This is a genomic window from Rhizobiaceae bacterium, assembly GCA_023953835.1.
GTDB lineage: Bacteria > Pseudomonadota > Alphaproteobacteria > Rhizobiales > Rhizobiaceae > Mesorhizobium_G.
Genome location: JAMLJB010000001.1, coordinates 2,056,326 through 2,080,075, shown reverse-complemented (window position 1 = coordinate 2,080,075; position 23,750 = coordinate 2,056,326). Strand labels below are relative to the sequence as shown.

The 23,750-nt window shown below is 62.3% G+C and carries 28 protein-coding genes; 17 read left to right on the top strand and 11 right to left on the bottom strand.

All coding sequences use genetic code 11. The annotated features are described in order from the left end of the window. Nucleotides 1-48: 48 nt before the first annotated feature. Entirely contained in the window at nt 49-666 is a 618-nt protein-coding gene (locus tag M9924_09765; GenBank protein ID MCO5064693.1) for a J domain-containing protein, read from the bottom strand. Nucleotides 667-797: 131 nt separating this feature from the next. Here M9924_09765 and M9924_09760 point away from each other — a divergent pair, with 131 nt between their 5' ends. Next, nucleotides 798-1,100 (top strand): BolA family transcriptional regulator, encoded by a 303-nt coding sequence (locus tag M9924_09760; GenBank protein MCO5064692.1) that lies wholly within the window; start codon nt 798-800, stop codon nt 1,098-1,100. Between the two features lie 3 nt (nt 1,101-1,103). Here the strand turns inward: M9924_09760 and hpt are convergent, their stop codons facing one another. Next, the gene (hpt, locus tag M9924_09755; GenBank protein ID MCO5064691.1) at nt 1,104-1,646 is read right to left on the bottom strand and encodes a hypoxanthine phosphoribosyltransferase; all 543 of its coding nucleotides are present in this window, start codon (nt 1,644-1,646) and stop codon (nt 1,104-1,106) included. A 10-nt stretch (nt 1,647-1,656) separates the two neighbouring features. Then, on the bottom strand, nt 1,657-2,226 hold the full coding sequence (locus M9924_09750; GenBank protein MCO5064690.1) for a hypothetical protein: 570 nt from the start codon (nt 2,224-2,226) through the stop codon (nt 1,657-1,659). A gap of 195 nt (nt 2,227-2,421) precedes the next feature. Here M9924_09750 and ftsE point away from each other — a divergent pair, with 195 nt between their 5' ends. The 5 genes from ftsE (at nt 2,422) to M9924_09725 (ending at nt 5,880) form a co-directional block, all read left to right on the top strand. Beyond that, entirely contained in the window at nt 2,422-3,081 is a 660-nt protein-coding gene (gene ftsE, locus M9924_09745; GenBank protein ID MCO5064689.1) for a cell division ATP-binding protein FtsE, read from the top strand. Next, on the top strand, nt 3,074-4,069 hold the full coding sequence (locus M9924_09740; protein MCO5064688.1) for an ABC transporter permease: 996 nt from the start codon (nt 3,074-3,076) through the stop codon (nt 4,067-4,069). The genes ftsE and M9924_09740 overlap by 8 nt, the downstream gene beginning before the upstream one ends. A 168-nt stretch (nt 4,070-4,237) precedes the next feature. After that, entirely contained in the window at nt 4,238-4,384 is a 147-nt protein-coding gene (locus tag M9924_09735; protein MCO5064687.1) for a hypothetical protein, read from the top strand. A gap of 135 nt (nt 4,385-4,519) precedes the next feature. After that, on the top strand, nt 4,520-5,092 hold the full coding sequence (locus M9924_09730; protein ID MCO5064686.1) for a YdcF family protein: 573 nt from the start codon (nt 4,520-4,522) through the stop codon (nt 5,090-5,092). A gap of 5 nt (nt 5,093-5,097) precedes the next feature. Continuing rightward, nucleotides 5,098-5,880: a 1-acyl-sn-glycerol-3-phosphate acyltransferase gene (locus tag M9924_09725; GenBank protein MCO5064685.1), complete on the top strand. Its 783-nt coding sequence runs from the start codon at nt 5,098-5,100 to the stop codon at nt 5,878-5,880. On the opposite strand, the gene M9924_09720 is transcribed toward M9924_09725, so the two are convergent. Then, entirely contained in the window at nt 5,881-6,246 is a 366-nt protein-coding gene (locus M9924_09720; GenBank protein MCO5064684.1) for a cell division protein ZapA, read from the bottom strand. A 77-nt stretch (nt 6,247-6,323) separates the two neighbouring features. Continuing rightward, the gene (locus M9924_09715) at nt 6,324-6,596 is read right to left on the bottom strand and encodes a DUF4164 domain-containing protein (protein ID MCO5064683.1); all 273 of its coding nucleotides are present in this window, start codon (nt 6,594-6,596) and stop codon (nt 6,324-6,326) included. A 223-nt stretch (nt 6,597-6,819) separates the two neighbouring features. Here M9924_09715 and tkt point away from each other — a divergent pair, with 223 nt between their 5' ends. From tkt to M9924_09695, 4 genes are all read left to right on the top strand, one after another. After that, nucleotides 6,820-8,817 (top strand): transketolase, encoded by a 1,998-nt coding sequence (gene tkt, locus M9924_09710; GenBank protein MCO5064682.1) that lies wholly within the window; start codon nt 6,820-6,822, stop codon nt 8,815-8,817. A 58-nt stretch (nt 8,818-8,875) separates the two neighbouring features. Next, the gene (gene gap / locus M9924_09705; protein ID MCO5064681.1) at nt 8,876-9,883 is read left to right on the top strand and encodes a type I glyceraldehyde-3-phosphate dehydrogenase; all 1,008 of its coding nucleotides are present in this window, start codon (nt 8,876-8,878) and stop codon (nt 9,881-9,883) included. Nucleotides 9,884-10,061: 178 nt separating this feature from the next. Beyond that, entirely contained in the window at nt 10,062-11,921 is a 1,860-nt protein-coding gene (locus M9924_09700; protein MCO5064680.1) for a potassium/proton antiporter, read from the top strand. 79 nt (nt 11,922-12,000) lie between these two features. Beyond that, nucleotides 12,001-13,197: a phosphoglycerate kinase gene (locus tag M9924_09695; protein MCO5064679.1), complete on the top strand. Its 1,197-nt coding sequence runs from the start codon at nt 12,001-12,003 to the stop codon at nt 13,195-13,197. A 266-nt stretch (nt 13,198-13,463) separates the two neighbouring features. Here M9924_09695 and M9924_09690 read toward each other — a convergent pair whose 3' ends face one another. Then, the gene (locus tag M9924_09690) at nt 13,464-13,625 is read right to left on the bottom strand and encodes a hypothetical protein (GenBank protein ID MCO5064678.1); all 162 of its coding nucleotides are present in this window, start codon (nt 13,623-13,625) and stop codon (nt 13,464-13,466) included. Between the two features lie 122 nt (nt 13,626-13,747). On the opposite strand from M9924_09690, the gene M9924_09685 reads away from it, so the two are divergent. Continuing rightward, entirely contained in the window at nt 13,748-15,655 is a 1,908-nt protein-coding gene (locus M9924_09685; GenBank protein MCO5064677.1) for a propionyl-CoA synthetase, read from the top strand. On the opposite strand, the gene M9924_09680 is transcribed toward M9924_09685, so the two are convergent. Next, nucleotides 15,656-16,477 (bottom strand): alpha/beta hydrolase, encoded by an 822-nt coding sequence (locus M9924_09680; GenBank protein MCO5064676.1) that lies wholly within the window; start codon nt 16,475-16,477, stop codon nt 15,656-15,658. A 131-nt stretch (nt 16,478-16,608) separates the two neighbouring features. Between M9924_09680 and M9924_09675 the strand changes: the two genes are divergently transcribed. The 3 genes from M9924_09675 (at nt 16,609) to M9924_09665 (ending at nt 18,225) form a co-directional block, all read left to right on the top strand. Next, on the top strand, nt 16,609-17,070 hold the full coding sequence (locus M9924_09675) for a MarR family transcriptional regulator (GenBank protein MCO5064675.1): 462 nt from the start codon (nt 16,609-16,611) through the stop codon (nt 17,068-17,070). An 84-nt stretch (nt 17,071-17,154) separates the two neighbouring features. Further along, nucleotides 17,155-17,391, top strand: coding sequence for a hypothetical protein (locus M9924_09670; GenBank protein ID MCO5064674.1), 237 nt, complete (start codon nt 17,155-17,157; stop codon nt 17,389-17,391). Between the two features lie 114 nt (nt 17,392-17,505). Beyond that, nucleotides 17,506-18,225, top strand: a complete 720-nt coding sequence (locus M9924_09665) for a YafY family transcriptional regulator (GenBank protein ID MCO5064673.1) — start codon at nt 17,506-17,508, stop codon at nt 18,223-18,225. A gap of 4 nt (nt 18,226-18,229) precedes the next feature. Here the strand turns inward: M9924_09665 and M9924_09660 are convergent, their stop codons facing one another. From M9924_09660 to M9924_09650, 3 genes are all read right to left on the bottom strand, one after another. Beyond that, nucleotides 18,230-18,928, bottom strand: a complete 699-nt coding sequence (locus M9924_09660; GenBank protein ID MCO5064672.1) for a DUF1013 domain-containing protein — start codon at nt 18,926-18,928, stop codon at nt 18,230-18,232. Between the two features lie 121 nt (nt 18,929-19,049). Next, entirely contained in the window at nt 19,050-20,249 is a 1,200-nt protein-coding gene (locus tag M9924_09655) for an MFS transporter (protein MCO5064671.1), read from the bottom strand. Nucleotides 20,250-20,350: 101 nt separating this feature from the next. After that, nucleotides 20,351-21,361 carry an NAD(P)H-quinone oxidoreductase gene (locus tag M9924_09650; GenBank protein ID MCO5064670.1) on the bottom strand — a complete coding sequence of 337 codons (1,011 nt, stop codon included), beginning with the start codon at nt 21,359-21,361 and terminating at the stop codon, nt 20,351-20,353. A 76-nt stretch (nt 21,362-21,437) separates the two neighbouring features. On the opposite strand from M9924_09650, the gene M9924_09645 reads away from it, so the two are divergent. The 3 genes from M9924_09645 to M9924_09635 all read left to right on the top strand — a co-directional run bounded on the left by M9924_09645 (nt 21,438) and on the right by M9924_09635 (nt 23,261). Further along, the gene (locus tag M9924_09645; GenBank protein MCO5064669.1) at nt 21,438-21,629 is read left to right on the top strand and encodes a DUF1192 domain-containing protein; all 192 of its coding nucleotides are present in this window, start codon (nt 21,438-21,440) and stop codon (nt 21,627-21,629) included. 88 nt (nt 21,630-21,717) lie between these two features. Continuing rightward, a complete protein-coding gene (locus M9924_09640) occupies nt 21,718-22,953 on the top strand; it encodes an MFS transporter (protein MCO5064668.1) in 1,236 nt (411 codons plus the stop codon). A gap of 38 nt (nt 22,954-22,991) precedes the next feature. Next, nucleotides 22,992-23,261 carry a metalloregulator ArsR/SmtB family transcription factor gene (locus tag M9924_09635; protein ID MCO5064667.1) on the top strand — a complete coding sequence of 90 codons (270 nt, stop codon included), beginning with the start codon at nt 22,992-22,994 and terminating at the stop codon, nt 23,259-23,261. 91 nt (nt 23,262-23,352) lie between these two features. Here M9924_09635 and M9924_09630 read toward each other — a convergent pair whose 3' ends face one another. Then, nucleotides 23,353-23,529, bottom strand: coding sequence for a DUF465 domain-containing protein (locus M9924_09630; protein ID MCO5064666.1), 177 nt, complete (start codon nt 23,527-23,529; stop codon nt 23,353-23,355). Nucleotides 23,530-23,750: the final 221 nt, after the last annotated feature.

Below are 23,750 nucleotides of genomic sequence, written 5' to 3'. Positions count from 1 at the left end.
TCCACGGCGAGAACAGCCGGAAAAACGGCCTGCCGATCAGCACGCGACCTAGCAGAGGCCCGCCTGCTTCAACATCCGATAGGCCTGAAGAACCTCGCGGAAGCGTTCCTCCGAGCCACGGTCGCCGCCATTGGCGTCCGGGTGGTGGCGCTTCACCAGTTCCTTATAGCGCGCCTTGATGGCCTCGCCAGTTGCATTTGCGTCAAGGCCAAGCGTTTCCAGCGCCTTGGCCTCAAGCGGCCTGGCGCGGCGTGGACGGGTGGCGCGCTGCTCCTGCGCCGTTCCGAACAGATTGAACGGATCGCGCATGCGGTTGTAGTAGCCCGCCCTGCCGGAGCGCTGCTGGGCGAAATCCGGCGACGACTTGGTGCCCGAACTTGTTCCCATCTTCCAGGTGGGGCGGTGGCCGGTCAGCGCTTCCTTCTGGAAACGGGCGATCTCACTGTCGGCCAGGCCGGAGAAATAGTTGAAGCCTCGATTATATTCCCGAACATGGTCGAAGCAGAACCGGAAATACTCGCCTTCGCGCATGCGCCCGACCGGCGCGCGGTGCGTCGCCGGCTCGTTGCAACCGTCCCACTGGCAGACGGGCGCGTCGGCGCGCGCCTCGGCCTTGCGGTCCGGGCGAACGCGAATACGTTCGAAATATTTCGAATAAGCGGTCATCGACTCGAAGTTTGGAGTGCTTCGCGATGCGAAACAAGAATTGACATTTGCGGATTGCAGCGCATAGCGGCGATTTGCGGCGGCGTTCAGGCAAATCGTCCGTGCCGCCTATATGGTGCAAGGAGGTGGTGATGTCCATTCAACAGCGTATGGAAACGAAGCTTGAGGAGGCATTTTCGCCGGAGCGGCTGTCGGTTATCAACGAAAGCCACCTGCATGCCGGCCATCACCATGTCGAGTCCGGCCATCACGCGGAATTCGACGGCACCGGCGAAACCCATTTCCGGGTACGAATTGTCGCAGCCCGCTTTTCCGGCATGAGTCGCATCGAGCGGCACCGTGCCGTCAACGCCCTGCTGGCAGAGGAATTGAAGCGCGGCGTCCACGCGCTTGCCATCGAACCGAGCGCGCCGGGCGAGGCTGTGCGGTGGTAGTTCTCAGGCGTCGCCTTTGACGACGCCCACAAAGGGCAGTTCGCGAAAGGCGTGGGCGACATCCATGCCATAGCCCACGACGAAATAGTCCGGGCACTCGAAGCCGACATAATCCGCTTCGAGGTCGGTCTGGCGGCGCATGCGCTTGTCGAGCAGCACGGCGATGGAACAGCTCTTCGCACCGCGCGAAAGCATCAGTTCGCGGGTGTATTTGAGCGTCTTGCCCGATTCGAGAATGTCGTCGATGAGCAGCACGTCGCGGCCCTTCACGTCATTGTCAATGTCGCGCAGCACGCGAACCTCGCCACTGGTCGTGCCGGCGCCATAGCTGGAAATGAAGATGAACTCGACTTCGGGCGAAAGCCCGGCGTCGTGCATGGCCCGGATCAGGTCGCCGGCGAAGATGAACGATCCTTTCAGGACCGAAATGACCAGCAGGTCCTCATATTCGCGCCCGGCGATTTCCTTGGCCAGTTCGAGATTGCGTCGGGCAATTGCCGAAGCGCTGTAGAGGACTTCGATATCTCTTCCCCGGACGACCGGCATTGAATGGTCCCTATTGAACGAAGCTGACTGAAACCGTCTGCACTCCGTCCTTAGGCAGATGCAGCCGTCCCGAAAAGGGAAAAGTTCCCCGGGCGTCGACCGACGCGTCGCCTGTCCCCAGCTTGTAGCGCGTCCGGGTGCCGTTCGCGGACGCCACCTCGATTTCGAGCGACGGCATCGGCTCCGCGCGCGTTCCTTCGTTGACGACCTCGCCATCGATCATCAGCGTGGGATTCGCGCCCGTGTCGCTGATCTGCGAATTCCAGCCCGCGATCCGCATATGCGTCGAGGGCTTGGCAGGCAGCACGTTGTCGATCTCGCCCAGCAGCACATGTCCTCCCGATATCCAGAAGGCCAGCGCCGCGAGCGCAATCCCGCCCGCCCAGAACAGCGGGCCGCCGCGCGCGGGATCTCGCGCTTCCACAAAGGTGCGCTCCCGCAGCATGTCCATGCCGCTTCGCGCGGCGAATGGCTCATAGGCGTTGGAATGGACCGGCGCCTCACGGCCATCCGGCGAAACCACCACATAGTCTGCGTCGATGAAATCGCGCGCCTTGCCGAAGACAATCCCGTTCGCCACGCCAGCCGCTCCTTGCTCATGGTTGGGGCATATGGTTAGGCAAAGGTAAACGGGAATGGTTAATCTTTCCTCAAGCCAGTTGGTAAAATGCCCGATTTTAACCAGCGGTTAACCGTAAGGGGCGATGGTCGGGCCGGGTGCAATGCCGGGCGGCAACGCACTTCATGATTCATCGAACGTTGCAGGTACCCCAAGGTGATCCGCTTCGAAAATGTCGGGTTGAGATACGGGGTGGGGCCCGAAATCCTGCGCGATGTTTCCTTTTCGATTCCGCAGCGCTCGTTCCAGTTCCTCAGCGGCCCATCGGGCGCGGGCAAGACCTCGCTGCTGCGGCTTCTGTTTCTGTCGCTCAAGCCGACGCGCGGCCTCATCAATATTTTCGGGCGCGACCGGACGACCATCACGCGCTCCGACCTGCCGATGTTCCGCAGGCGCATCGGCATCGTGTTTCAGGATTTCCGCCTGCTCGACCACATGACGACCTATGAGAATGTCGGCCTGCCGCTGAGGGTGCGGGGGCGTTCGGAAGCCAGCTATCGCGGCGATGTGATCGAGCTGCTCAAATGGGTGGGGCTCGGCGACCGCATGCATGCCATGCCCGCCGTCCTGTCCGGCGGCGAAAAGCAGCGCGTGGCCATTGCGCGCGCGCTTATCGAACAGCCGGAAATCCTGCTCGCCGACGAGCCGACAGGCAATGTGGACCCGCCGCTCGCCCGCCGTCTGCTGCGCCTGTTCATCGAGTTGAACCGGCTTGGCACAGCCGTCGTGATCGCAACGCACGACCTCGCCCTGATGGAGCAGGTCGATGCGCGGCGCATGATTCTTTCCGACGGGCGGCTGGAAATCCATGACTGACTTCGCCGCCCACGACATGGACGAAATCGAGGCTGAAGCGCAGCCCGTGCGCGGCAGGACGTCGATGCGGCGCAGGCCGACGCCCATCGTGCCGCAGCGCAATGTCGCGGGCACGGCGCTTGCCATCGTCATCGCGATCATGACCTTCCTGTCCTGCCTGACGCTTGGCGCGGTCAGCCTCGTGCGCGACTCGGCCTCGCAATGGGAAGTGCAGATTGCCAGCGAGGCCACCATCCAGATCAAGCCGGTCGACGACCTCGACATGGAAGCCGCGCTCGAAAAGGTGGCGACGATTGCCGCGAGTTATGCAGGCGTGATGGAGACGCGTATCATCGACCGCGCCGCGACGGCGCGCCTTCTGGAACCCTGGCTTGGCGACGGGCTGGACCTCGACCAGCTGCCGGTGCCGCGTCTCGTCGTCGTCAAGATCGACAAGCAATCGCCGCCGGACTTCACGGGCCTACGCATCGCGCTCAGCGACGCCATTCCATCCGCATCGCTGGACGATCACCGCACCTGGGTGGACCGGCTGGTGGCGATGGCGCACACGACGGTGGCAATCGGCGTGGCCGTTCTGGTGCTGATGCTGGCCGCGACCGTGCTTTCGGTCATTTTCGCAACGCGCGGCGCGATGTCGGGCAACAACGGCATCATCGAGGTGCTCCATTTCGTCGGCGCGGAGGGCCGGTATATCGCCCGGCAGTTCCGGCAGCATTTTCTCGTCAACGGCTTTCGTGGCGCAGCCGTCGGAGGACTGGCGGCGGCGCTCGCCTTTGCCGGCTTTTCCTTCTGGTCGGCCCGCAACCTGGCGACGCCGGAGGCCGATCAGGCGAGCGCCCTGTTCGGCACCTTCTCGATCGGCGTCAACGGCTATCTCGGCGTGTTGCTGATCGTGCTCGTGGTTTCGTTCCTGACTGCCGCGACGTCTCACTTCACCGTGCTGGCCTATCTTTCACATCTCGACAGCAGGAGCAGTTCCGAGACATGAGCCGGGCTTGGTTGCACGGTCGAAGGTAAAATGACAAGCTCCAAGACACGAATGAGCGATTCACGTGGCAAGAGCAGTTCATGGTTAGGTTGAAGCATTCTGCCGGCGATGGTTTGCGACAGGGCCAAGGTCGTTGTCGCAGGTCGGGCTGGTGGCCCGGACAAGACAATGACCGAAGGATTTGGTGCAAACCGGCCCGGCCCTTCGGGTTTGCGTTTGGCAGGCACCCACTTCGTCACGCCGCTCGACCGGGCAACCAGCCCGTTCTTCGCGACCTTCCTTGTGGATCGCCGCGCCAAACGACAAACAGAATGATTCAACCTAACCATGAACCGCTCTAGCATAGAGATGGATCATATGCGCTTTTCGCCCCCCGGCGACGGGACGGATCGGCGCGCAATGCCTTCAGTGGACGAACGCCGATCCCGTTATCGCGGCCCAAGACTCGTCATGCTGTCGCTGCTCCTTCTGGCCGGCGTGCTGGCGGGCGGGTTCGCCGTGTTCGCGCAATATGTGAGCGGATTGACGACGCCGGTCGAGACCGCGCAGGCCGATGCCATCATCGTCCTGACCGGCGGACAGTCGCGCCTGGAAGCGGCGCTGGATCTTCTGAACAAGGGCAAAGCAAAGCGGCTATTGATCAGCGGCGTGCATCCGGCAACCGGGCGCAACGCCATTCGCGCCGCCACCGGCAGCGACAGCGGCCTGTTTTCCTGCTGTGTCGATATCGACCGCGAAGCGCTGGACACGGTGGGCAATGCGCAGGAGAGCGTCAAATGGCTGCGCGAACATGGCTTCGGCAGCGTCATCCTCGTCACCAACAACTACCATATGCCGCGCAGCCTTCTCGAGATGCGCCGCCTTGCCGGGCCGGTCCAGTTCGTCCCCTACCCTGTCGTGAACACGCGCCTCGACCATGGCCGCTGGATCGGCGAACCCGCCGCGCTGCGTGTGCTGGTTACGGAATATTTCAAATATCTCGCCGCGATTGCGCGCGGTGCGCTTCCTGCGGATACGAACTGAACAGCATGCTTCAACTGCGATCCGTCCTTTTCAACGTCCTGTTCTATCTGAGCCTGATCGTGCAGATGTTCCTGTGGGCGCCTTTCTATTTCCTCGCGCCGCGCAAGATGGCCTGGGTGGTGCCGAAATTCTGGGCCAATTCAAGTCTCTGGCTGCACGACAGGATCACTGGGACGCGCCGCCGGATCGACGGCGTCGAGAACATCCCGGAAGGTTCCTTCATCCTCGCCCCGAAGCACCAGTCGTTCTGGGATGTGCTGGCGTTCTTCCCCTATCTCGACGACCCGCTCTACATATTGAAGCGCGAATTGCGCTGGATACCCATGTTCGGCTGGTACATCATGAAGATGCGCCTGATCCCGGTCGATCGCGGAAGCCGGTCGAAAGCGCTGCGGCAGGTGGTTCAGGCGACCAAGGACGAACTCGCCCGGAACCCGCGCCAGCTCATCATCTATCCCGAGGGAACCCGCCGCCCGCCCGGCGCCGAGCCGCAATACAAATGGGGTATCGTCGAGCTATACAATCAACTCAACCTGCCGGTCGTGCCGGTCGCGCATCAGGCTGGTCTGTTCTGGCCGCGCCGCAAGTTCCTGCGCTATCCGGGGACGATCCGCGCGAGCTTCCTGCCGCCCATTCCGCCCGGTCTCGGCAAGGAGGAATTCATGCAGCGGCTCGTTTCGGCAACGGAGGCCGCCGCAGACCGCATCCTGCTCGAAACCTCGCGCGATAAGGTGGCGCCACCCATGCCGCCAACAGCCGAGGCGCGGCTGAAAGAGCTGTCCCAGTAATCAGTTGCTGCGAACGACCAGCTTTTCCGACAGCGCTTCCATGCGCGCCGCAAGCCCGGCCAGCGCGCCGGTCAATGCCGCGTCGTTCTTGTCAGCCTTCGTCAGCGCTTCGTCGCGTGTCTTGCGCAGGGTGCTGATTTCGCTTTCCAGACCTTTGACGCGCTTCTGCAATTCGGTCAGTTCGTCCATGACCATGATGCCGGCCATCACGGTGAGGCGCTGGTCGCCGATTTCGCCGAACGACTCCTTCAGATGCGACACATAGCGGTCGAAGCGCTGCGCGAGATCGATCAGGTGCTCTTCCTGTCCCTCGTCGCAGGCCATCCGATAGGCCTTGCCGTCGATTGTAACCGTGACTTGCGCCATATGCTCTCCCGGGTTTCTCAGAGCGTTTCAGGATTGAATCGGTCCGTCCTGGTGAACGCCCCCGCCATCATGCCGCGCTAGCGGTCCAGCACGGCGCGGATCGTCTCCATCGCGGTCACCAACCGGCGGGAAACCTCCTTGTTCGTCTCTTCCAGACGCTCCGCGCGCGCTTCGGAACTGTCCAGTTCCTGGGCAAGCCTTGCCCGATCAGCGTTCATACGCTGCACTTCGGCGTCCGCGTCCGAATAGTCTTGCTCGTGCTCCAACCGGGCGTTGGCTGCATGCTCCAACGCCTCGATTGCCTTGCCGAGGCGGGCAATCACTTCCTTGAGTGTGGACTCCCCGGTCATGGTTCTCCACCCATTACCGAATCGAAACGCGATCATAATGCGTTGCAGGGGAAAGATTAGGCAGCAGATGAAGCGCGCGTCAACAAAGCGGGTATTTCTTTCCCCCGCTATTCGGAGCGGCCCGGAAATTCATGGCAGCGAACGGGCGGGTTTTATTGACAGCAACCCCGCAACTGCTATGAACCCCCAGCCTTCCCAGCCATTTCGAACCCGGCGTGAGAACATGAGCAACCGCGAAAAACACGACCGTATGGCGAACGCCATTCGATTCCTTGCAATGGACGCCGTCGAGAAGGCCAATTCCGGCCATCCGGGCCTGCCGATGGGTTGCGCGGATATTGCAACGGTCCTGTTCACGCGCTTCCTGAAATTCGACCCCAAGGCCCCCCACTGGCCGGACCGCGACCGCTTCATCCTGTCGGCGGGCCATGGCTCCATGCTCCTCTATTCGGTGCTGTACCTGACCGGCTACGAGGACATGACCATCGAGGATATAAAGAGCTTCCGGCAACTAGGTTCGAGAACCGCCGGGCACCCGGAATATGGCCACGCCACGGGCATCGAGACCACCACCGGCCCGCTTGGACAGGGCATCGGAAACTCCGTTGGCTTCGCGCTCGGCGAGCGGATCATGAACGCGGCCTATGGCGACGATCTCGTCAATCACTACACTTATGTGCTGGCCGGTGACGGCTGCCTGATGGAAGGCATCAGCCAGGAGGCGCTGTCGCTGGCCGGACATCTCAAGCTCAACAAGCTGATCGTCATCTGGGACAACAACCACATCTCCATCGACGGCAACGTGTCGCTCGCCGATTCCACCAATCAGCTTGAGCGTTTCGCGGCCTCCGGCTGGAACACGCTCGCATGCGACGGGCACGACCCGGAAGCCATCGCGCAGGCGCTTGAGGCGGCGCGGAAGTCCGACCGCCCGACGCTGATCGCGGCCAAAACCACCATCGGCTTCGGCGCGCCCAACAAGGCAGGCACCAACAAGGTACACGGCTCACCGCTCGGCAAGGACGAGATTGCCGCAACGCGCAAGGCGCTTGGCTGGGAATATCCTGCATTCGAAATTCCTTCCGACGTTCTGGACGCATGGCGGCTGGCCGGCCTTAACGCCGCCAAGGCGCGCGCGGAGTGGGAAAAGCGCTTCGCCGCTGCGCCTGCCGACCAGCGGGCGGAGTTCGAACGGCGTACGCGCGGCGACCTGCCGGGCGGCTTCGATGAAGTGATCAACGCCTACAAGCAGAAGCTCGCCGCCGACAAGCCGAAGGTGGCGACCCGCAAATCGTCGGAAATGGCGCTCGAGGTCATCAACGGCGTGGTGCCCGAAACCATTGGCGGTTCCGCCGACCTGACCGGGTCGAACAACACCAAGACCAGCCAGACGCAGGAAATCTCGGCGGGCAATTACGGCAACCGCTACGTCCATTACGGCATTCGCGAGCACGGCATGGCCGCGGCCATGAACGGCCTGACCCTGCATGGCGGGCTCATCCCCTATGGCGGCACGTTCCTCTGCTTCTCCGACTATGCGCGTCCCTCCATGCGGCTCGCCTCGCTGATGGGCATTCGCTCCATATTTGTCATGACGCACGATTCTATCGGCCTCGGCGAGGATGGCCCGACCCACCAGCCAGTCGAACATCTGGCCGCGCTCCGCGCCATCCCGAACCATCTTGTGTTCCGCCCGGCCGATGCGGTCGAGACAGCGGAATGCTGGCAGATCGCGCTCGAATCCCGAAAGGCGCCTTCGACGCTGGCCCTGACGCGGCAGAACCTGCCCACGGTTCGCACGGAACACACCGACGAGAACCTGTGCCGTCGCGGCGCGTATGAGCTTGCGCCCGCCGACGGCGAGGCTGCCGTGACGATCTTCGCCACCGGCTCGGAGGTCGAGATCGCCCTTGGCGCACGCGCATTGCTTCAGGCGCATGGCCACCCGACGCGCGTGGTCTCGGTTCCCTGCTTCGAACTGTTCGAGCAACAAAGCGACGGCTACAAAGAGGACATGCTCGGTTCCGCACCGATCAGGATGGCGATCGAGGCGGGCATCCGCCAGGGATGGGACCGCTTCATCGGAACCGACGGTATCTTCATCGGCATGCACGGTTTCGGCGCGAGCGGCGAGATTTCGGATCTCTACAAGCATTTCGGCATCACCGCCGAAGCAGCCGCCGCAGCCGCGGAAAAGGTGCTGCACAAAAAGCCGCATTGATGACCATAGGGCCCTGCCCGTATCTGACGGCAGGGCGGAACTCCCAAGGAGGAATTTCATGGCTGTAAGGGTTGCAATCAACGGGTTCGGGCGCATCGGACGCAACATCGTCCGCGCCATCTATGAGTCGGGACGCAAGGACGTCGATGTCGTCGCCGTCAACGATCTCGGACCTGTCGAGACGAATGCTCATCTGATGCGCTATGACAGCGTGCATGGTCGTTTCCCGCACGAAGTGACCGTGCAGGGCGATACCATCAACATCGGCACCGACAAGTTCAAGGTGACCGCGATCAAGGACCCGGCGCAGCTTCCGTGGAAGGAGCTGGGCGTCGACATCGCATTGGAATGCACCGGCATCTTCACCGCGCGCGCAAAGGCTGCGGCCCATCTCGACGCCGGCGCGAAGCGCGTCATCGTTTCCGCGCCTTCGGACGGTGCGGATTTTACCGTTGTCTATGGCGTCAACCATGACCAGCTGTCGAAGGACCATATCGTCATTTCGAACGCGTCCTGCACGACCAACTGCCTCGCACCGCTGGCCAAGATCCTGCACGAGACGGTCGGCATCGAAAAAGGCATGATGACCACCATCCACTCCTACACCGGCGACCAGCCGACGCTGGACACGATGCACAAGGACCTCTACCGCGCCCGCGCAGCCGCGCTGTCGCAAATCCCGACCTCGACCGGCGCGGCGAAGGCCATCGGCCTCGTGCTGCCCGACCTCAAAGGCAAGCTTGACGGCATCTCGATCCGCGTGCCGACCCCGAATGTGTCGGTCGTCGACCTCAAGTTCATCGCGAAGCGGGACACCACCGCCGAGGAGTTGAACGAAGCGATGATCGCCGCTGCGAAGGGACCGCTGAAAGGCATCTTCAACGTCACGCATCACCCGAACGTATCCATCGACTTCAACCACGATCCGCATTCCTCGACCGCAGCGCTGGACCAGACGAAGGTCATGGGTGGCAACTTCGTTTCCGCGCTGTCATGGTACGATAATGAATGGGGTTTCTCGAACCGCATGGCCGACACGGCGGTTGCCCTCGCGAAAACGATCTGACGGACCTGTCGCGGAAGCCTTCCGCGCACCGAATGAAAATGAAAGCGAGAGGCGCAGCGCCTCTCGCTTTTTTCATTCACGGAGATGAGCGGGCAAAAGACACGGTGTTGCCTTGCATGAGTCTTTTCTTCGCCTCACTCTTGCGTGAGTAAACGTTGATATATGCTGAGGGGGCTAAATGGATCAGACGATCTATCTCGTAACGCTTGTCGGCACCGCGCTTGTGGTGGCGGCGGCGTTTTCGAGCCTGATCGCCTTCCGCTTCGGCGCTCCGCTGCTTCTGCTTTTCCTCGGCGTCGGTCTTGCCAGCGGCACGGACGGGCTGGGCATAGAGTTCGACAATGCGAGGGTCGCCTATTTCATCGGCGCGCTGGCGCTTGCGGTCATCCTGTTCGAGTCCGGCTTCGGAACGCCGATCGCCATCTTCAAGCAAGCGGCTGCCCCGGCATTGATGCTGGCCACGGTGGGCGTGCTCATGACCACCGCGATCTTCGGCGTTGCAGCTTACTACCTGGTGCATCTCAATCTTCTGGAATCCCTGCTGCTCGGTGCAGCCGTCTCGTCGACGGACGCCGCCGCCGTGTTCTTCCTGCTCAGGGCTGGCAATATCAACCTGCGTGACCGGCTGCGCTCCACGCTCGAAGTCGAATCCGGCACTAACGACCCGATCGCCATCTTCCTGACCATAACGCTGGTCTCGATCCTGGCCATCGGGGAAATGCCGGAAGCCGGCGAACTTTCACTCGAACTGGCTCTGGGCTTCATCGAACATATGGGCATCGGCGCGCTCGTGGGCGTGCTGGGTGGCTACGGGGTCGTGAAGCTGATCGAAAGGCTGGATCTCGACCGTGGTCTGTTGCCGATTTTCGTGCTGACGCTGGCCCTGCTCATCTTTGCCGCCGCGGGCTCGGTAGGCGGCTCGGGCTTTCTGGCGGTCTATGTGGCCGGCCTGATCGTGGGCAATGCCGGCATGCGCAGCGCGTCGGCCATCGGACGATTCCAGCATGGCCTCTCATGGCTGGCGCAGATCATCATGTTCCTTGTGCTCGGCCTCTATGCCACTCCGTCGCAGTTCTTGCCCCTGCTCGGCGTCGGGCTGGCGCTCGGCCTGCTGCTCATCTTCGTCGCCCGGCCAATCGCCGTTTGGCTCTGCCTTCTTCCTTTCGGCTTCTCGCGGCCCGAAACGGCCTTCATCTCCTGGGTCGGCCTGCGCGGATCGGTTTCCATCCTGCTGGCGATAACACCCATCACGGGAGGGCTGGAACATGGCCGGCTGATCTTCAATCTCGCCTTCATCATCGTGCTCGTTTCCCTTGTCGTGCAGGGCTGGACCATCGGCCCGCTTGCGCGACGGCTCGGACTGATCGTGCCGCAGCGCGGCGGGTTGGTCGACAAGGTCGAGCTTGAACTGCCCGGCTCCGCACACCACGAATTGCTGGCCTATCGCGTCGTCGCCGGCAGCCCGGTCGAGCGCGGGCAGCGTATCCCTCGCTGGGCGCGGCCTTCGCTGGTCGTGCGCGCGGGACGCTCGATGAAATATCAGGATGCGGGCCGCCTCGTCGCCGGAGACAATGTCTACATTTTCGTCCCCGACCGCTATCCGCGCCTGCTCGACAGGCTCTTTGCCGGGCGTGCGGAAGTCGATCCCGAAGATGCCGACTTCTTCGGCGCGTTTGCCATCGATCCCATGCGCCACGCGACCGATCTCGAGGCGACCTATGGCCCGACGCTTTCGGAGGCGGAGCGAAAGCTGACCATCGGCGCACTGGTCGCCGCGCGGCTCGGCGGTCACGCCGAATATGCCGACCGGGTGCTGCTCGATCCGATAGAGCTGATTGTCCGTGACGTAGATGAAAACGGAAAGATCGCTGCGATCGGTATTTCGCTGGAGCCAATGGCGGTGGCAGCGCCGAGCATTCCCGTCTTTCTCTCAGCCGGCGAAATATGGGACCGGCTCAAGGCGCTGCTTACCCGTTTGCGCACGAAGGCGCCCGCACAAGCCGCCGCATCGGGGTCCGATATCGACACCGAGCGATGAATCGCTGCATGCGGCCTGACGCCGCTTGCATAGTCCATGCGCATTTGTATTGTCGCGGCGCAGTCCCATGGAGAGCATGATGGCCACTTTCAGAACGCTGGATGACATTGGCGAGGTCAAAGGAAAGCGCGTGCTTGTGCGCGTCGATCTCAACGTGCCGATGGAAAACGGCAAGGTGAGCGATCTGACCCGCATCGAGCGGGTCGCGCCGACGATTCTGGAACTCTCCGACAAAGGCGCGAAGGTCGTCCTGCTGGCGCATTTCGGACGCCCGAAAAATGGCCCTGACCCAGCGCTATCGCTTGAGCCGATTGCGCGCGCCACCAGCGAAGTGCTCGGGCGGCCCGTCGGCTTCGTTTCGGATTGCATCGGCGAAAAGGCGCAGGGCGCGATCTTCTCGCTCAATCCGGGCGACATACTGCTGCTTGAAAATACCCGTTTCTACAAGGCGGAGGAGAAGAACGATCCCGAGTTCACAAAACAACTCGCCGCCGACGGCGACATATTCGTCAACGACGCGTTCTCTGCGGCCCACCGCGCGCATTCCTCCACCGAGGGCCTTGCGCACCTGATGCCGGCCTATGCCGGGCGCACCATGCAGGCCGAGCTTGAGGCACTGGAAAAGGGTCTCGGCAATCCTGCCAAGCCCGTTGTGGCCATTGTCGGCGGCGCGAAGGTCTCGACCAAGATCGACCTGCTCATGAACCTTGTAAAGAAGGTGGATGCGCTGGTGATCGGCGGCGGCATGGCCAACACTTTTCTCGCCGCGCGCGGCACCGATGTCGGCAAGTCGCTGTGCGAGCACGACCTTGCGGATACGGCCAGGCAGATCATGATCGAAGCGGCGAGTTCGGGCTGCGCGATCATACTTCCATCCGATGCGGTGGTGGCGCGCGAGTTCAAGGCCGGCGCAGCGAGTGACGTCGTTCCGGTCGGCGAAGTCCCCGCCGATGCGATGATCCTCGACGTTGGACCCAAGACAGTGAAGGCAGTCAATGACTGGATCGATCGCGCGAATACGCTCGTCTGGAACGGACCGCTCGGCGCGTTCGAAATAGAGCCTTTCGACAAGGCGACGGTTTCGGCGGCCAAACATGCGGCCGGGCGCACGAAGGCGGGGAAACTCGTTTCGGTGGCGGGCGGCGGCGACACCGTCGCGGCGCTCAACCATGCAGGCGTCGCCGACGATTTCACCTATGTTTCGACGGCCGGCGGCGCATTCCTCGAATGGATGGAAGGCAAGGCGCTTCCCGGCGTGGAAGTGCTGAAGGTTTAGAGCGTTTCGCAGTTAGTTTGAAGCATTCTGCCGGCGACGGTTTGCGGCAAGGCCAAGGGGTTTGTCGAAGGTCGGGCTGGTGGCCCGGACAAGACAAAGACCGAAGGATTTGGCGCAAACCGGCCCGGCCCTTCGGGTTTGCGTTTGGCGGGCACCCACTTCGTCATGCCGCTCGACCGGGCAACCAGCCCGTTCTTCGCGCCCTTCCTTGTGGACCGCCGCGCCAAAACGACAAACAGAATGATTCAAACTAACTGTGAACCGCTCTAAGACCAATGGCCGAGCGCGGCGGTCAGCGAGATCGCCGCCATCGCCAGAAGCGCCAGTTTCCAGAAATCGCCGCGCCGCTTCAGTCCCGGCAAGCCAAGCGGCTTGATGATCTGGACGGCCATCAGGGCGAGCATCAAAAGGGCGAAGGCTTTGGACATGCCGCCTTTGAGCAGCAACGAGGGCGGCTGTCAAAGCCTGACGCCATGTGACGAATGGCTGATAGACGGCTCGCTCAGGCGGGTCTAATTACCGCCTCACAAATTTGAGGGAGGATCGAGCCATGGCTTCTCGCTACCATGATGTCTACTCCGAGTGGACCAAGGACCCGGAAGCGTTCTGGGCAAAGGCTGCCGCCGACATCGACTGGTTCAAGCCGTGGGACAAGGTTTTCGATCCCGACGCCGGCATCTATGGCCGCTGGTTTGCCGGCGCGGATTGCAACACCTGCTACAACGCCGTGGACCGCCATGTGGCAGGTGGCCGCGCCGACCAGCCCGCCCTCGTCTACGACAGCGCGATGACGGGCACGCAGCAGACATTCACCTATGCCGAGCTCAAGCAACAGGTCGTCGCCTTGGCCTCGGTGCTCAAGAACCAGGGCGTGCGCAAGGGCGACCGTGTCATCATCTACATGCCCATGGTGCCCGAAGCCGTGTTCGCCATGCTCGCATGCGCGCGGCTGGGAGCAATCCATTCGGTCGTGTTCGGCGGTTTCGCTGCCCGCGAACTGGCCACCCGCATCGACGACGCAAAGCCGGACCTGATCGTCTCGGCTTCCTGCGGCCTCGAACCCGGTCGCGTCGTGGCCTACAAGCCGCTGCTGGACGGCGCAATCGAGATGGCCAAACACAAGGTCAAGCGCTGCCTCATCGTGCAGCGTCCGCAACTTGCCTGCGAGCTTATCGAGGGGCGCGATCTCGACTATGCCGATCAGGTCGCACGCGAGCGCGCCGCCGGAGCCAATGTCGATTGCGTCCCGGTAGCAGCAACCGATCCGCTCTATGTCCTCTACACATCCGGCACGACCGGCCAGCCCAAGGGCGTGGTGCGCGACAATGGCGGCCACATGGTCATGCTGAAATGGACGATGCAGAACGAGTTCGGCATTTCGCCGGGTGAAGTTTTCTGGGCCGCTTCCGACGTCGGCTGGGTCGTCGGCCATTCCTATATCGTTTATGCCCCGCTCCTGCACGGCTGCACGACAATCCTGTTCGAAGGAAAGCCCGTAGGCACGCCCGATGCCGGAACCTTCTGGCGGGTCATCGAGCAGCACGAGGTGGTGGCGCTGTTCACTGCACCGACGGCCTTTCGCGCCATCCGCAAGGATGACCCGGATGGGGAGTTCATTCCCCGATACGATCTATCGAAGTTTCGCACGCTGTTTCTCGCGGGCGAGCGCGCCGACCCCGATACGATCAAATGGGCGGAACAGCATCTCAAACGGCCCGTCATCGACCATTGGTGGCAGACAGAGACCGGGGCGCCGATCAGCCAGAACCCGGTGGGTCTCGGGCAGTTGCCTGTGAAATACGGTTCACCCTGCGTGCCCATGCCCGGCTTCGACGTGCAGGTTCTGGACGATGCAGGCCATCCGGTTCCGCATGGCACACTCGGCAATGTCGTCATCAAGCTGCCGCTTCCGCCGGGCTGCCTGCCCACGCTCTGGAATGCGGACGAGCGCTTCTACAACGCATATCTCGCCGAGTTCCCGGGCTACTACAAGACCGCCGACGCGGGGATCGTCGACGATGACGGCTACCTGTTCATCATGGCGCGCACCGACGACATCATCAATGTGGCCGGCCACCGACTGTCGACCGGCGGCATGGAGGAAGTGCTGGCCGAGCATCCCGATGTCGCCGAATGCGCGGTGATCGGCGTGGCCGACGCCATGAAGGGCCAGCTTCCGCTCGGCTTTGTGGTGTTGAACGGCAAGGTCACGCGGGAATTCGCGGAAATCGAAAAGGAGATCGTTCAGTTGGTACGCGAGCGCATCGGACCCGTCGCCGCCCTGAAGACCGTGGTTTCGATCAAGCGGCTGCCAAAGACCCGCTCCGGCAAGATCCTGCGCGCGACCATGCAGAAGATCGCCGACAGCGAGGAATGGAAGATGCCCGCGACAATCGATGATCCCGTCATTCTGGACGAGATCACCGTGGCGTTGAAGGATCGCGGCATCGGCGGATAGCTATCCTTTGATGAAGTCGAGGACGTCCTTGTTGAAGCGATCGGACTCGACCTGCGCAAGCCCGTGCGAGCTTCCCGGATAGACCTTGAGCGTGCCGTTCTTCACAAGCTTCACCGCCTTCTTGGCGGCGGCGGCGAACGGCACGATCTGGTCGTCGTCGCCATGAATGAATAGCGTGGGAACGTCGATCTTCTTCAGGTCGTCGGTGTAGTCGACCTCGGAAAATTCGTGGATGCAGTCGTACTGGCCCTTGATGCCGCCCTGCATGCCTTGGAGCCAGAAAGCTTCCCGCACACCCTCGTTCACCTTGGCGCCCTTCCGGTTGAAGCCGTAGAACGGCATCGTCAGGTCGCGGAAGAATTGCGAGCGGTCGCCCGCCGTCCCCTTGCGAATGTTGTCGAATGCGTCGATGGGCGTACCTTCCGGATTGTCTTTCGTCTTGAGCATCAGCGGTGGAACCGCGCCGACAAGAACCACCTTGCTCAACCGCTTCGTACCATGCCGCCCGATATAGTGCGCGACCTCGCCACCGCCGGTCGAATGACCGATCGTCAAGAGATCCTTGAGGTCGAGCGCCTCGATCAGTTCGTCAAGGTCGTCGGCATACTGGTCCATATTGTTGCCGTCCCAGGTCTGCGAAGAGTGGCCATGGCTGCGCCTGTCATGCGCGATCACACGGAAACCCTGCTGCCCGAAGAACAGCATCTGGTTGTCCCACGCATCCGATGAGAGCGGCCAGCCATGCGAGAACAGTATGGGCCTGCCCTTGCCCCAATCCTTGTAGAAAAGCTTTGCGCCGTCTTTCAGTTTGATCTTGCTCATTGCCTTGCTCCATTAGATCGCTTACGATTTAACCGCACGCAATATAAATGCCTGCGATCTTCGTGTATGTCAATCGCTTGAGATTTGATCGCGCACGAATTATTATGCGCCTGCATACCGGGAGATTCCACATGACTGACCAACAGGCCCCCGAAAATCCGGACTTTCCGAGGCTCGATGATTTCCTATGCTTCTCGATCTATTCAACTGGTCTTGCCCTCAACCAGCTCTATCGGCCATTGCTGGACGAGATCGGCCTGACCTATCCGCAATATCTGGTGATGGTATCTCTCTGGAACGGCGATGGACAGACGGTCAAAGAGCTGGGGTCGAAGATTTCGCTCGATTCCAGCACATTGACCCCGCTCCTCAAGCGGCTTGAAACAAGGGGCTATATAAGGCGCAGGCGGGATACCGAGGACGAACGACAGGTGCGGCTTGACCTGACCGAGACGGGCCGCGCATTGAAGGAAAAGGCGCGGAGCATCCCGGCCTGCGTTGCCCGCGAAATAGGGCTTTCACAGGCAGAATATCGGACCCTGCATGGACTTCTCGCGGGCATTCGCACGCGGCTTTCCAAAAGCTCGGCCTGATCGGTTCTATTTCTGTTCACCCTCCTGACTCAGGGCTGTCAGGAGGTGTGTGCGATAGTGTTTTCCCAACAAGGAGGCACTGTCATGTTCGCTTTCATCAACAGGCCCATTGCCGCTTTGGCCCGCGCGGCGCACCATATGCGCAAGCGCCATGAACAAATTCGGGCGCAGAGAGTTCTGGATAGCCTGCCCGAATATCTGCGCAAGGATATTGGCTGGCCGGATCGGGAATTTGAACGGGAAACGCGGATTCCGGCGAGAAAGTCCAAGGTGTGGGACGCGGAAGCCATGCTGGCGCGTACCGGGTATCCGTCCACGTGAGGCGGCCCGCTCCATGCTGAAGCATCCTGACACAATGATGTCAGTAGCCTTGTGACATTGTGCATTGCCTGCTGGCAGGAGCCGGGCGGCAGAGGGACGAGTGGGGAGGAAAAGATGCGACGGGCTGACAGGTTGTTTCAGATCGTTCAGCATTTTCGCGGAGGCCGCCTGGTGACGGCCCAGAAACTTGGCCAATGGCTCGAAGTGTCCGAGCGCACGATCTACCGCGATATCGCCGATCTGCAGGCGAGCGGCGTGCCGATCGATGGTGAGGCGGGCGTCGGCTACATGATGAGAGAAGGGTTCGATCTTCCCCCGCTGATGTTTACGCGAGACGAAATCGTTGCATTGGTCGCTGGTGCCCGGATGGTGCGCGCGTTCGGAGGAGCAACCATGGCGCGTGCGGCGGAAGAAGCGCTGGTGAAGATCGGCTCGGTGCTGCCCGACAACGAAAAGGCGCGCATCGAGCGCACCGAAATCCATTCGCCCATGTGGGTGGTGACCGACGCCGACCGCAAGGTGATCGATGCGCTGGAGCGATCGGTCGAGGAGCGCAAGGTGCTCACCCTCGAATATCGCGACGAATCCGGACAGGCCTCGTCCCGCGACGTGCGCCCGCTAGGCCTCTGGTTCTGGGGCCGTGTCTGGACGCTTGTCGCATGGTGCGAGATGCGCGAGGACTTCCGCACATTCCGCATCGACAGGGTCATCTCGCTCGCCTGTCCCGGCCGGACCTTCAAGCCCGAGCGCGGCCGTCTCCTCGCCGATTTCTATCGTGCGATGGAGCGCGAGGAAGCGCGCGACGGCATGGGCCGCCGCAACTACTACGCCTGACCGATCATTCCTCGTCGTCCGCAGGCGTATCGGACTTCAACGCCGACAGTTTCGCGAACACGGCGTTCGCATCCAACTCGTCATCCTCGCCACGCGGCTTCGGCGTCTCGTCGGCAGCCGGCAGCCGCTCCGTGAGCGATGCGGGGAGGAGCGTATCGCCGACAGGAGCCGCTGCGGGACGGTTTGCCGACGCGCGCTGCACTTCGATATCGAGGTCGATCTGCGAGCAAAGGCCGAGCGTCACCGGGTCCATCGGCTGGAGATTGGCAGCGTTCCAGTGACGGCGCTCGCGGATTTGCTCGATGGTCGATTTGGTCGTGCCGACAAGGCGCGAAATCGCGGCGTCCTTCAATTCGGGATGGTTGCGCACCAGCCAGAGAATCGCGTTCGGACGATCCTGACGCTTGGACAGCGGCGTATAGCGAGCGCCTCGGCGCTTGGTCTCGGGAACACGCACCTTCGGCTCGGAGAGCTTGATCTTGTGACCAGGGTCGCCCTCCCCGCGCTTGATCTCGTCACGCGAAAGCTGGCCGGTCATGATCGGGTCCATGCCCTTGATGCCCTGCGCGGCCTCACCATCGGCTATGGCCTTCACCTCAAGCGGATGCAGCCCGCAAAACTGCGCGATCTGGTCGAAGGACAGGGCGGTGTTGTCGACCAGCCAGACAGCGGTCGCCTTGGGCATGAGAAGCGTATTGGCCATTGCAAGAATATCCTCTCGTTCGCCCGCGTCCCTCACGCGGGCGGTGGGCAAAGCCACCATTTTGGGAAAATCACGGTTGCATATAGTCGCAATCGACGTCCGGCGCAACGGCAATGGCGCATCATGCGCGACGGCGCACAAGTGCCGCGAGCAGGATCGCCAGTCCGACATTGCAGATCATTGCCAGCGCAAGAATTCCAATTGTGCGACTTGGCCCCGCGGTTTCGATAAGCACCGCGCCGACCGATGGCGCCAGCGCATAGGCGATATAGCCGGGGCGCGCCAGCAGGCCGACGATGGTCGGGAATTTTTCCGGGCCGAACAGCACGAGCGGCAGCGCGCCGCGCACGATGGAATAGATCCCGTTCCCGGCGGAAAACATGATGATTGCCACCGACAGATAGGGAAAATCGAGCGCGAACAGGACGAGGCCGATCGCGCATCCGAACATCGCCCCGAGAAAGGTCCACACCGGATGGTGCCTCCCCCCGAACAGGAGGTCGAGCGAACGGGCGGCCACCTGGCTCGGTCCGATCAGCGCACCGAGGGCCACGGCTCCCGCAAGTTCGAGCCCGCGTGCCTGGAGCAGTTCGATCAGGTGGATATAGATCACCGACATGGACAGCCCGATAACCACGAAGGTCGCCATCAACAGGTAGTAGATGGGTTTGTCGCGAGGCTCCAGCAGGGCTTCCCGCGCGTTGACGGGCGGTGCCGCACGGACCGGGCCGCGCAGGCCCCACAGCACTAGCGGGATGCAGAAAAGAAACTGGATCAGGGCGTAGGTGACGCAGATGCCGCGCCAGCCGACGACCGGCAGCAATGCAGCCGACAATGGCCAGCAAACGGTGCTGGCAAACCCTCCCCAAAGTGTCACCGTTGCGATCGGGGAGCGCGCCGTTGCGCCGAAAAGCTTTCCCAGCGATGCGAATGCCGCGTCGTAGAGGCAACCGCCCATGCCGAGCCCCATCAGCAGCCAGCCAAGAAGGAATATCGCCTTGTGCGTCGCAATAGACAGGATCAGCAGGCCGACGCCAAGGATCCCGAAGCTGACCGCCATGACGCGACGTCCGCCGTTCCTGCCGATCGTCCGACCCACCCAGGGCGATGCAAGGCCGGCGAGCAGCATTCCCGCTGATTGCGCGCCCGACAGGAAGGTCAGCGGCCAGCCCGTTTCGGCCTGGATTGGCGCGCCCAGCACGCCGAGCAGGTAATAGGTCGAGCCGAAAGCGAATATCTGCGATGCGCCGAGCGCCGACGCTACCGTCCAGGGCCGCCCCGGCGCCGGGTGTGTGACGGGTTCTGTGGTCTGTGGCTGCAAGGCGATCTCCGGGCCGAATTGCCCGCATAGCAGATCGCCTTGGCGGCGGGGAGGTTGTTTAGCCGACTGTAAATAAAAGAACGGATGTGGCCCAACAACCGTCAGGCCACGTCCAGCATGATCTTGCCGATATGCTCGCCTTCCTCCATGCGCTCGTGCGCACGCCAGGCTTCCTTCAGCGGATAGATCATGTCGAGGACTGGCGCGATGCAGCGGGCGGCGAGCAGCGGCCAGACCTGCGTTTCGAGTGCGGCGGCGATTGCCGCCTTGAACTCGACGGAGCGTGGCCGCAGCGTCGAGCCTGTGTGCACCAGCCGCTTGGACATCAGCCTTGCGATGTCCACGTTCGCTTTCGCGCCTGCCTGCACCGCGATCTGCACGATGCGCCCCTCGACCGCCGCAGCATGATAGTTCCTACTCACATAGTCGCCGCCCACCATGTCGAGGATGACATTTGCGCCGCGCCCTTTGGTGGCTTCCTCAACCGCCTTGACGAAATCTTCTTCACGGTAGTTGACAGCGCGCACTGCGCCGAGCCCCATGCAGGTTTCGCATTTTTCCGCCGATCCGGCGGTCGCGATGACGCGGCTGCCAAGCGCGGTCGCAATCTGTATGGCGGTCGTACCGATGCCGGATGTTCCGCCATGCACGAGCAGCGTCTCCCCCGGCTTCAACGCGCCGCGCTCAAAGACATTGTGCCACACGGTGAAATAGTTTTCCGGCAGGGCGGCGGCCTCGGTGAAGGTGAAGCCTGCGGGAACCGGCAACGCGCTGCCCGCGTCGCATATGACATATTCGGCATAGCCGCCGCCGGGCGTCAGCGCGCAGACCGCATCGCCGACCCGCCAGCGCGCCACCTCGTCGCCCACCGCCGCGACCGTGCCCGAAACCTCCAGTCCGGGAAGGTCGGATGCATCGGGCGGCGGCGGGTACACGCCCTTGCGCTGGGACACGTCCGGCCGATTCACGCCGGCAGCCTTGACCTTGATAAGCACGTCGCGCGGTCCCGGTTCGGGCAGCTCCCGTTTTTCAGGGCGCAGCACCATCGGGCCGCCTGGTGCGGTGATCGCGATTGCCGTCATTTTTTCCGGCAATCTCGGCGCTTTTGCCATTGTCGTCTCCGTGCATTTGAAGCCAATGAAGGTTCTTTGTATTCTGTCGGCAGCGAAAGACAAACCGGAGCAAGCCATGGCCCTCTTCGATGACGAGCCGCAGCAGGTGGTGCGCACCCACCAGATCGGGCAGGACCTCGCACAATTGTCTGTCGGCGAATTGCGCGATCGCATTGCGCAATTGCAGGCGGAAATCGACCGGCTGGAAACCGAACTGACAGCGAAAGGTGCGACAAAGGCGGCTGCCGAGGCATTGTTCAAAAGCTGAAGCCACAATTGATACGTCATCTTTTCGCAGAGACGTCTTCGTAAGCACGCACTGTCAAATCTGCTGATTCGCAATACGAGGTTCGCGTATGTTTGCCGCCTATCGTCCCATTCTGGCGCTCTTGCGCGGCACGGCCTTCCTGCTGGCCGCGTCCGGGCTTCACGGCCTGCTTCTGCCGCTGAGGGGACAGGCCGAGGGATTTTCGACGGGTGTACTCGGCCTTCTCGGAACGGCCTGGGCGGGCGGATTCATCGCCGGCTGCTTTATCGCCCCGCGCCTCGTGCGCAGGGCGGGCCATGTCCGAGCGTTCGGCACCTTCGCGGCGGTGGGCGCCATCGTCGCGTTGCTGACCGGCCTGTTCATCGATCCTGCGATCTGGGTGGTGCTGCGCGCCTTCACCGGTTTCACCATGGCAGGCTGCTTCATGATTATCGAAAGCTGGCTCAACGAGCGGGCCAACAACGAGAATCGCGGAACCGTGTTCGGCCTCTACATGATGGTGACCTATGCCTCGATCATGGCCGGGCAGATGGCGGTCGCGGCGGGCGATGTCCGCAACGAATCGCTGTTCATGGTCACGGGCATCCTGTTCTGCTGCTCGCTCATTCCGACCGCCGTCTCCTCGCAGGCCAGCCCGCGACCGCTTCAGGACGTTTCGCTCGATCTAAAGGGACTCTATCGAAACTCGCCCGTTTCGTTCGGCGCCTGCATGCTGATCGGCATCGCCAACGGCGCATGGGGAACGCTCGGAGCAGTCTACGGCGCGCGCATCGACCTCACGACCCCCGAGATCGCCCTGATGATGAGCCTCGTGGTCGTCGCCGGGGCTGCGCTGCAAATGCCTATCGGGCGCGTATCCGACCGCATGGACCGGCGCTACGTCCTCGCCGCCACGGGCTTCGGGGCAGCCCTTGTCGGGCTGGCCGTGTTCCTGTTCCAGCCACGCACCGGCAATCATGTCATCGCCATGACGGCCTGTTACGGCGCGCTCGCCTATGCGCTCTATTCCATCGCAGTCGCCCATGCCAACGACCACGCGCGCGGCGAGGATTTCGTCAAGATTTCGGGCGGCCTGCTGCTGCTTTACGGGTTCGGCACCATGGTCGGCCCGGTTGTCGGCGCTGGCCTGATGAGCGTTTTGCGACCGGAGGGGCTGTTCCTGGCAACAGCCTTCGCGCATGCAGCGCTCGGCTGCTACACGCTGCTGCGCATCAGTCGCCGCGCGCCCGTCCCCGTGGAGGACCGCGAAGCGTTCCAGACCCTGCCGGCGGATCGCGCAGTCACGCCGGAGGCGGTGCGCCTCGATCCGCGTGTGCAGGAATAGAGTTGAGATTTTCCTTCGCTTGAGCCACAAAAGTAGGCATGACTGCTTCTGATGCATTTGTGGCGATTGCGGACCCGCATCGCAGACATATTCTGGAGGAGTTGCGGCGCGGGCCGAAATCGGTCAACGAGATCGCGTCGGGCTTGCCCGTCTCCCGCCCGGCGGTTTCCCAGCATCTGAAGGTCCTGCTCGATTCGGGGCTGGTCAACTCCTCTTCCTCCGGCACGAGGCGCATATATGCCCTGTCCACGACGGGTTTCCTCAAGCTCAACCTGTGGCTGGACCAGTTCTGGTCGGACAGAAGCTGACGCTTCGCCAAGAATAAAGCCGACGACCAATGGCCGTCGGCTCCCCTCAATTTCGCGTATTTTCGCGCATTTGCTGCGCGGGTAAAACCAATCAGTGGGTCGTCTGAACTTTCAGCTTCTCGATTTCGTCCTTGAGCGCAAGCTTGCGTCGTTTCAGCGACACGATCTCCAGATCGTCGACTGAAGGATGCATCATCGCTTCATCGAGCTGGCGCTCGATGTCGCCGTGCTTGCGCTGCAATTCTTCGAGGTGGCTGGCAAGAGACATGAATAGCTTCTCCCTTCATGGTGTCTACGCACGGTGCCGTCACCACCGCCTCGATCACCCGCCGAGGCGATGTGACGAAACCATGACAGTCTGCCACTACTGCTTTCCTTTGTCGAACATGACGTAGTAGGATTTCACGGCAAACAAAAATGTGGTAAAGGCGCTCGCGCTGGTCGGGGGACTGGCAAGATTGCCCTTCAGAACGGCGCTGCAATGCAGCG

Bases quoted from the DNA above. Each gene is read 5' to 3' on its own strand.
- M9924_09765 (MCO5064693.1), bottom strand. From the start codon at position 666: ATGACCGCTTATTCGAAATATTTCGAACGTATTCGCGTTCGCCCGGAC.
- M9924_09760 (MCO5064692.1), top strand. From the start codon at position 798: ATGTCCATTCAACAGCGTATGGAAACGAAGCTTGAGGAGGCATTTTCG.
- hpt (MCO5064691.1), bottom strand. From the start codon at position 1,646: ATGCCGGTCGTCCGGGGAAGAGATATCGAAGTCCTCTACAGCGCTTCG.
- M9924_09740 (MCO5064688.1), top strand. From the start codon at position 3,074: ATGACTGACTTCGCCGCCCACGACATGGACGAAATCGAGGCTGAAGCG.
- M9924_09735 (MCO5064687.1), top strand. From the start codon at position 4,238: ATGACCGAAGGATTTGGTGCAAACCGGCCCGGCCCTTCGGGTTTGCGT.
- M9924_09730 (MCO5064686.1), top strand. From the start codon at position 4,520: ATGCTGTCGCTGCTCCTTCTGGCCGGCGTGCTGGCGGGCGGGTTCGCC.
- M9924_09725 (MCO5064685.1), top strand. From the start codon at position 5,098: ATGCTTCAACTGCGATCCGTCCTTTTCAACGTCCTGTTCTATCTGAGC.
- M9924_09720 (MCO5064684.1), bottom strand. From the start codon at position 6,246: ATGGCGCAAGTCACGGTTACAATCGACGGCAAGGCCTATCGGATGGCC.
- M9924_09715 (MCO5064683.1), bottom strand. From the start codon at position 6,596: ATGACCGGGGAGTCCACACTCAAGGAAGTGATTGCCCGCCTCGGCAAG.
- tkt (MCO5064682.1), top strand. From the start codon at position 6,820: ATGAGCAACCGCGAAAAACACGACCGTATGGCGAACGCCATTCGATTC.
- gap (MCO5064681.1), top strand. From the start codon at position 8,876: ATGGCTGTAAGGGTTGCAATCAACGGGTTCGGGCGCATCGGACGCAAC.
- M9924_09700 (MCO5064680.1), top strand. From the start codon at position 10,062: ATGGATCAGACGATCTATCTCGTAACGCTTGTCGGCACCGCGCTTGTG.
- M9924_09695 (MCO5064679.1), top strand. From the start codon at position 12,001: ATGGCCACTTTCAGAACGCTGGATGACATTGGCGAGGTCAAAGGAAAG.
- M9924_09690 (MCO5064678.1), bottom strand. From the start codon at position 13,625: ATGTCCAAAGCCTTCGCCCTTTTGATGCTCGCCCTGATGGCCGTCCAG.
- M9924_09685 (MCO5064677.1), top strand. From the start codon at position 13,748: ATGGCTTCTCGCTACCATGATGTCTACTCCGAGTGGACCAAGGACCCG.
- M9924_09680 (MCO5064676.1), bottom strand. From the start codon at position 16,477: ATGAGCAAGATCAAACTGAAAGACGGCGCAAAGCTTTTCTACAAGGAT.
- M9924_09675 (MCO5064675.1), top strand. From the start codon at position 16,609: ATGACTGACCAACAGGCCCCCGAAAATCCGGACTTTCCGAGGCTCGAT.
- M9924_09670 (MCO5064674.1), top strand. From the start codon at position 17,155: ATGTTCGCTTTCATCAACAGGCCCATTGCCGCTTTGGCCCGCGCGGCG.
- M9924_09665 (MCO5064673.1), top strand. From the start codon at position 17,506: ATGCGACGGGCTGACAGGTTGTTTCAGATCGTTCAGCATTTTCGCGGA.
- M9924_09660 (MCO5064672.1), bottom strand. From the start codon at position 18,928: ATGGCCAATACGCTTCTCATGCCCAAGGCGACCGCTGTCTGGCTGGTC.
- M9924_09650 (MCO5064670.1), bottom strand. From the start codon at position 21,361: ATGGCAAAAGCGCCGAGATTGCCGGAAAAAATGACGGCAATCGCGATC.
- M9924_09645 (MCO5064669.1), top strand. From the start codon at position 21,438: ATGGCCCTCTTCGATGACGAGCCGCAGCAGGTGGTGCGCACCCACCAG.
- M9924_09640 (MCO5064668.1), top strand. From the start codon at position 21,718: ATGTTTGCCGCCTATCGTCCCATTCTGGCGCTCTTGCGCGGCACGGCC.
- M9924_09635 (MCO5064667.1), top strand. From the start codon at position 22,992: ATGACTGCTTCTGATGCATTTGTGGCGATTGCGGACCCGCATCGCAGA.
- M9924_09630 (MCO5064666.1), bottom strand. From the start codon at position 23,529: ATGTCTCTTGCCAGCCACCTCGAAGAATTGCAGCGCAAGCACGGCGAC.